The organism is Mycobacterium sp. SMC-18, from assembly GCF_045310895.1.
In the GTDB taxonomy this organism is placed as follows: Bacteria; Actinomycetota; Actinomycetes; order Mycobacteriales; family Mycobacteriaceae; genus Mycobacterium.
The window spans coordinates 1-5,157 of record NZ_JBJIAL010000091.1; the positions used below are offsets into that span (position 1 = coordinate 1).

At 63.8% G+C, this 5,157-nt stretch carries 8 protein-coding genes; 5 read left to right on the forward strand and 3 right to left on the reverse strand.

Going from position 1 to position 5,157, the window contains the following annotated elements:
* Positions 1-344, reverse strand: a 344-nt coding sequence (locus ACJH6J_RS29905; protein WP_406805002.1) for a hypothetical protein, incomplete at its 3' end; no start/stop codon positions are given.
* On the opposite strand from ACJH6J_RS29905, the gene ACJH6J_RS29910 reads away from it, so the two are divergent.
* Both ACJH6J_RS29910 and ACJH6J_RS29915 read left to right on the forward strand, forming a co-directional pair.
* Positions 343-507: a hypothetical protein gene (locus tag ACJH6J_RS29910; protein ID WP_181029266.1), complete on the forward strand. Its 165-nt coding sequence runs from the start codon at positions 343-345 to the stop codon at positions 505-507. The genes ACJH6J_RS29905 and ACJH6J_RS29910 overlap by 2 nt on opposite strands.
* 211 nt (positions 508-718) lie before the next feature.
* A complete protein-coding gene (locus ACJH6J_RS29915; RefSeq protein WP_406803215.1) occupies positions 719-1,345 on the forward strand; it encodes a TetR/AcrR family transcriptional regulator in 627 nt (208 codons plus the stop codon).
* Positions 1,346-1,410: 65 nt separating this feature from the next.
* Here the strand turns inward: ACJH6J_RS29915 and ACJH6J_RS29920 are convergent, their stop codons facing one another.
* Together ACJH6J_RS29920 and ACJH6J_RS29925 are read right to left on the reverse strand one after the other, a co-directional pair.
* Positions 1,411-2,079 carry a TetR/AcrR family transcriptional regulator gene (locus tag ACJH6J_RS29920; RefSeq protein ID WP_103799459.1) on the reverse strand — a complete coding sequence of 223 codons (669 nt, stop codon included), beginning with the start codon at positions 2,077-2,079 and terminating at the stop codon, positions 1,411-1,413.
* A gap of 269 nt (positions 2,080-2,348) precedes the next feature.
* Positions 2,349-2,501, reverse strand: a complete 153-nt coding sequence (locus tag ACJH6J_RS29925; protein ID WP_406805003.1) for a hypothetical protein — start codon at positions 2,499-2,501, stop codon at positions 2,349-2,351.
* Between ACJH6J_RS29925 and ACJH6J_RS29930 the strand changes: the two genes are divergently transcribed.
* The 3 genes from ACJH6J_RS29930 (at position 2,500) to ACJH6J_RS29940 (ending at position 5,011) form a co-directional block, all read left to right on the forward strand.
* Positions 2,500-3,012, forward strand: coding sequence for a hypothetical protein (locus tag ACJH6J_RS29930; RefSeq protein WP_142394587.1), 513 nt, complete (start codon positions 2,500-2,502; stop codon positions 3,010-3,012). The two genes, ACJH6J_RS29925 and ACJH6J_RS29930, sit on opposite strands and share 2 nt — an antisense overlap.
* Before the next feature lie 223 nt (positions 3,013-3,235).
* Entirely contained in the window at positions 3,236-4,264 is a 1,029-nt protein-coding gene (locus ACJH6J_RS29935) for a DUF4331 family protein (RefSeq protein WP_103799461.1), read from the forward strand.
* A 120-nt stretch (positions 4,265-4,384) separates the two neighbouring features.
* Entirely contained in the window at positions 4,385-5,011 is a 627-nt protein-coding gene (locus tag ACJH6J_RS29940; protein ID WP_406803214.1) for an RNA polymerase sigma factor, read from the forward strand.
* The last annotated feature ends 146 nt before the right edge of the window (positions 5,012-5,157 follow it).

A 5,157-nucleotide genomic window follows, 5' to 3' on the forward strand; every position in this document is an offset into this window, starting at 1 on the left:
GACTCGGCACCGACCGAATCAACTGGAACGGAGGTCGCCTGAAACAAGCCGATCCACAGGTATTGACAATTCCTCCAAACGAGATGTGAGTGCTTGCAGCGACATTGGACTTCCTTCTCATTGATTGATTTTGAGGGCGTGTTGCACAACGGTGTGTCATCGGTACGGCGGGGCGTTACACGTTGCCGCCGGTCGGTCGTCCCCACGCCGATCCACGAGGCGCCCCGGTCAACCGTGTAACGAATACCGCCCATCCGGACACTCACTTGCGTCTGATCACCGTGCAACGCCGGAAGGGCCCCGCCCGGGTGATCGAGCGACAACATCAAAGGAGCAAAACCCATGACCGCGTCACCGTCGCAAGGCCGCATTCCGCCCATCACCAGCGCCGCCAGCGCACCCGTCATCACCGAATGGCGTTTACAACTGCTGGCCGGCTACCTGCCGCCGCTCATGGCGGTAGCAGTCACGGCGGTCGTGCATTGGGCCTCAGCGCGAACCTCCTAGCGCTCAAATGCCCCAGCAGGGGGCTTCTACGACGCGCCTTTGCGTGCCCGACGCCTGTTCCGACCCGAACGTCTTCTAGACATGACGCCCGCGCTGTCCCGTTCGGGCGGGGACGCGACGCATATATGCAGAACAGCTCTGAACCAAACAGGATTGGTCCGCGCACTGCTGCGCCGCCTACCAGACTGTGCAAGCTGAACGGAGACTAATCGTGAACAACTTTTCGCCTCGTAGGTATGTCTGCCGCGGTGCGCAGACTGCGCATCGCGGGCGCACCCGCACGGTGATCGTCGAGGCTGCGGCGGCAATGATGTATGCCCGCGGTGTCGCGGCCACCACTATCGGCGAGGTATCTCACGCGTCCGGCGCCGAGGTCGGCGAGGTTCACCGCCATTTCCGCGATAAGGCCGACCTGGTGCGTGCGGTCATCGATCGCGAACTTGCCGTCGTCCTGGGTGGTCAGGATGCGGCCGACGCAATCGAATCTTGGGACGGTCTCGACTTTTGGGTGTCGCGCGTCATGGCGGCTCAACCTGCCAAGGACGGCCCGTTCGCGTGCCCGCTGGGCAACTTGGCGACAGAGCTGAAGGACTCCCCGGCCCACCGCCCCGCGCTCGACGCCGCTTTCCGCACCTGGGAGGGACATTTGGCCGCGGGGCTGCACCGCATCCAGGAACGCGGCGAACTCGACGCCGAAGCCAACCCCGACCGCCTCGCCGCGAGCCTGCTCGCGGCCCTGCAGGGTGGCTACCTGCTCGCCTCAGTGCACGGCCGCATGGAGGTCATGCGCGACGTACTCGAGGACGCAGTGGCAGCCTTGCGGCGCTACCAGGTGTGAAACAGACATCGGGCCCATCCGCCGAGGGCGGCCGTCACCGACACTGGACGCGGCCGGCGGCTGCGTCAGCTCTTCGTCTTCAGCGTCCGCTGCCGCGGTATGGCCTTGCGGCGCAGCGACAACAGGGCGTTGTCGACAGCGTCTTTGAAAACCGTGTGATCGTCGTGGATTTGAGCCATCAACAGACCGCCTTGCACGGCAGCGACGATCGATTGCGCCAACCGGGCAGGGTTCGCCTGTCGGGTGAGCTGACCGCGTTCCCGCATGACCTCCAGGCCACCCGCCAGCGGCTCTTCCCAACGCCGGAAGGCGGCGTCCAAATGCGGAAGGTAGGCGGGGTCGTTCTTCAATTCAGCGGCCATGGTACCGAGCGGGCAGGCCAAGGGCCCGTCCTGCACACCGTGACTCTGCACCACCTGGTCGGCCCATCGACGCAGGCCCGCCCAGGAGTCGGTGTGATGGATCGCTGGCTGCGCGGCCAAGATCAGTTCGACCTGGCGGTCGATGACGGCGCGGATCAAGTCGGCCCTGTCCTCGAAGTAGTGGTACAGCTGCGACTTACCGCAGCCCGCTGCCGCCAAAACTTCGTCGAGGCTGGTCGACGCCACTCCGCTTCGGCTCATCATGGTCGCGGCCGCATCGACGATAGCGGTACGGCTACGAAGCCCACGCGGGGAGAGCGACCTCGCACTCTCGCCCATTGACGACTTCTCGGGCGTCCGCGTAGCTGCCATCTGATCAGGATACGTTCCCTCTTAGCCACTCGACCCTCCGCGATTCGCCGGCCTCAGTGAGGGTGCAGCTGCCGTCAGGCACCGTCAAGGGTCTAGAGCCGATCCCGCGACGACCGGAAACAGACATGTTGCACGCGTCGACATGTCGCTCTCACGGAGGACTCGCCGAGTGTCAACAACGGCGAACAACCCACCGCAGAACTGTACTGTGTAGTACATTGCTGTGGGCACGCCCCCTGGGTGCCGCGTGCCGACGGCGTGAAGGGGCCTCATGACGGCAGCCGCACCAACATGGCGTGCGTTGTGTCCTCGATGTCGATCTGTCCGAAGTGCCTGTAACGGTTCGCCACCGTTCCGACACTCACCTTCACCGCCATCGCACCAATGAACCTCGAAGGCTCGACGACCAAAGGAACGCTCATGACCATCAGGCACCCCGCTACCCGACCCGTCGACGCTCCGATCGTTCCGGTGCCTGGATGGCGACTGACCTTCGCCGCGGGCTTCGTGCCGATCACCGCCGGGTTGATCATTCTGGCCGTCACCTGGATCTCCGCGGTCCGCGCGAACTCGCCCTACTGGTTGGGCACCGGAACCCTAGACTTCACCCACGCCAGCCTCACCCACGACGCTGCGGCCTGGCTGGACACCAACGGCTCAGTCGGTGGTGTCAACATCATCGCCGCCGCCGCAGGTGTTCTTGTCATCTCCCGGTTCGGATTGCGCGCCGGACACCGATGGGCGTGGTGGTTCCTCGCATTCAGTTTCGTATGGGTGGGATTGCACGATGCTGTCATGGCCACTCGATTCTTCTTCGATACGGGCCAGCCTTTCATGCTGATGCCGTACACGTTCTGCGCGTTGCTGGCGGCCGGACTGCTCCGCTCACGCCGCGCGATATTTGGTGCGACGACCAAGAGCGTGACCGGTTAGGGCGGGGGCGCGCGCGAAATCCGTTCCGGAGCGGAACGTTTCGCCCGCGACGACATCTTCCAGCTCACGCCGTTTGAACAATGAGCTGACGGTTACCGCCGGCCCTCGGCGTAATGCAGCTCTTCGAAAAAGTTCGGTACTGCGCAACAAACACCAACTTCGTCCCTTCGCCAGCTCACCCTACAAACGTCGCACACGTTGCGTGCAATAAAGGAAAGCCGTTATGTCCCACCACTTCGACACCCCTACCGCCCAAGAAGATCCCCGCCTTAACCTGTGCGACTTTTACCTGTTCGGCGGCACCGCGGACACGACGGTGTTCGCGATGACCGTCAACCCCGCCGCTGACCTGGACACGTTCGCACCCTTCCGGGATGAAGCTCTCTACGCCTTCCGAGTCGACACCAACGGGGATCGCCGCGAAGATGTCGCGTTCAAAATCCGCGCCGGAGACGTCGTCCACGTCGCCGATGGTGACGGCGAGGCGCATGCTCAACGCGTAGAGGTTCGCTACGCTACCGGCGCTGACGCCACCAGCGGCGCAGCCGGCCAGGTGATTGCTTCAGGCACCACGGGTTCGACCGTCTTCGGCAATGGCGGGGTGCGAGTCTTCGCCGGTGTCGCCCACGACGTCTTCGCCGGCGATGCCGCTGCCGTGGCGGAGTTCCAAGCGGCATTCATGCGCGACTCCTATCAACCCGAAGCGTTCGACAGTCACGTGAACTTTTTCGCCGGCAGAACGGTGGGCGTCATCGTCCTAGAGGTGCCCAACACCATGCTGGGAACCTCGGGTCTGCTCCACGCGTGGGCTACCGTGTCCCTGGTCGGGCACGCGCCAGAACAGCAGGTAGCCCGATGGGGTTTGCCCCTGTTCACCCACCTTTTCCTCGGCGACGACGAGCTGAAGGAAGCCTTCAACCGCAGCGCACCCTCGGCGGACGACTCGGCCTTCGTGGCCAGCGCCCGTGCCACCGTCGCCAAATACGTCGAGCTGGCAGGCACATCACCCGACCCTGAGGTCTACGCCCAGCGCGTCGTCGACATGTTCGGCCCCTTGGCGCTGCCCTACGTGATGGGCAGCGCCGCATCGTTCGACTACACCGGGTTCAACGGCCGCGCACTGGCCGACAACGTCATGGACCACATGTTGTCCCTGCTCACCAACTCGCCCCTCGGCACCGGCATCAAGCCCGACCGCGGATACATCTCGGCGGAGTTCCCCTTCTTCGACATCCCCGCGAAGAGCCCGTAGCCGGTACCGGGTGCATCCCACGTGAGCCAACTATCGCGCTGTTCACTCAGCGAATACGGCGCAGAATGAGCGGCGGGTCGCTGCGCGGTCGTCCGTGTACCACCGAGAAGGGATACCCACATGCAGGAACCGGCGGACATAGCACTGTTGGCTGAACAACTGCGCAACGGCGACCGCGAGGCGTTCGGCAAGCTCCTCGACTTCTATGGGCCCTCAATGCTGCGGGTAGCTCGCGGATACGTTTCCAGCCGCGAACAAGCAGAAGACGTCGTGCAGGAAACGTGGATCGCGGTCTTCAAGGGCATCGATCGGTTCGAGGGCCGAGCTTCCCTGCGGACGTGGATTTTCTCCATCTTGATCAATGTCGCCAAAAAGCACGGCATGGCCGAACGTCGTCACACCGACACCGAGGTACGCGTCCTGACCGGCGGCACCGTCGATCCCGACCGATTCCGTGACGCCGGGGACCCCTACCCAGGACATTGGAAAGAACCGCCCGCCCCGTTTCCGGAGACCCCCGAGGGATCGCTGCTCAGCGGTGAACTCACTCGAGTCGCCACCGCGGGGCTGCGCCGGTTGCCTGAGCGCCAGCGTGAGGTGGTCCAACTACGTGACGTGCAAGGGTTCAGTTCCGAGGAGGTATGCCAATTGTTGGACATCACTGCGGCCAACCAGCGGGTGCTCCTGCACCGCGGTAGAGCCGTCGTCCGTCAAGAGCTGGAATCTTACCTGGGAACAACCGCATGATCCCGGACGAGATCATCTGTGAACCGCCCCAGGTTTGATGCCGCTGCTGTTTGAGTCCGGAAGGATGAACAGCATGCCCAAGAAGATCGATCCTGCGTTGCGTGACCGTGCGGTGCGGTTGGTGACCGAACATCAGCAGGAGTACT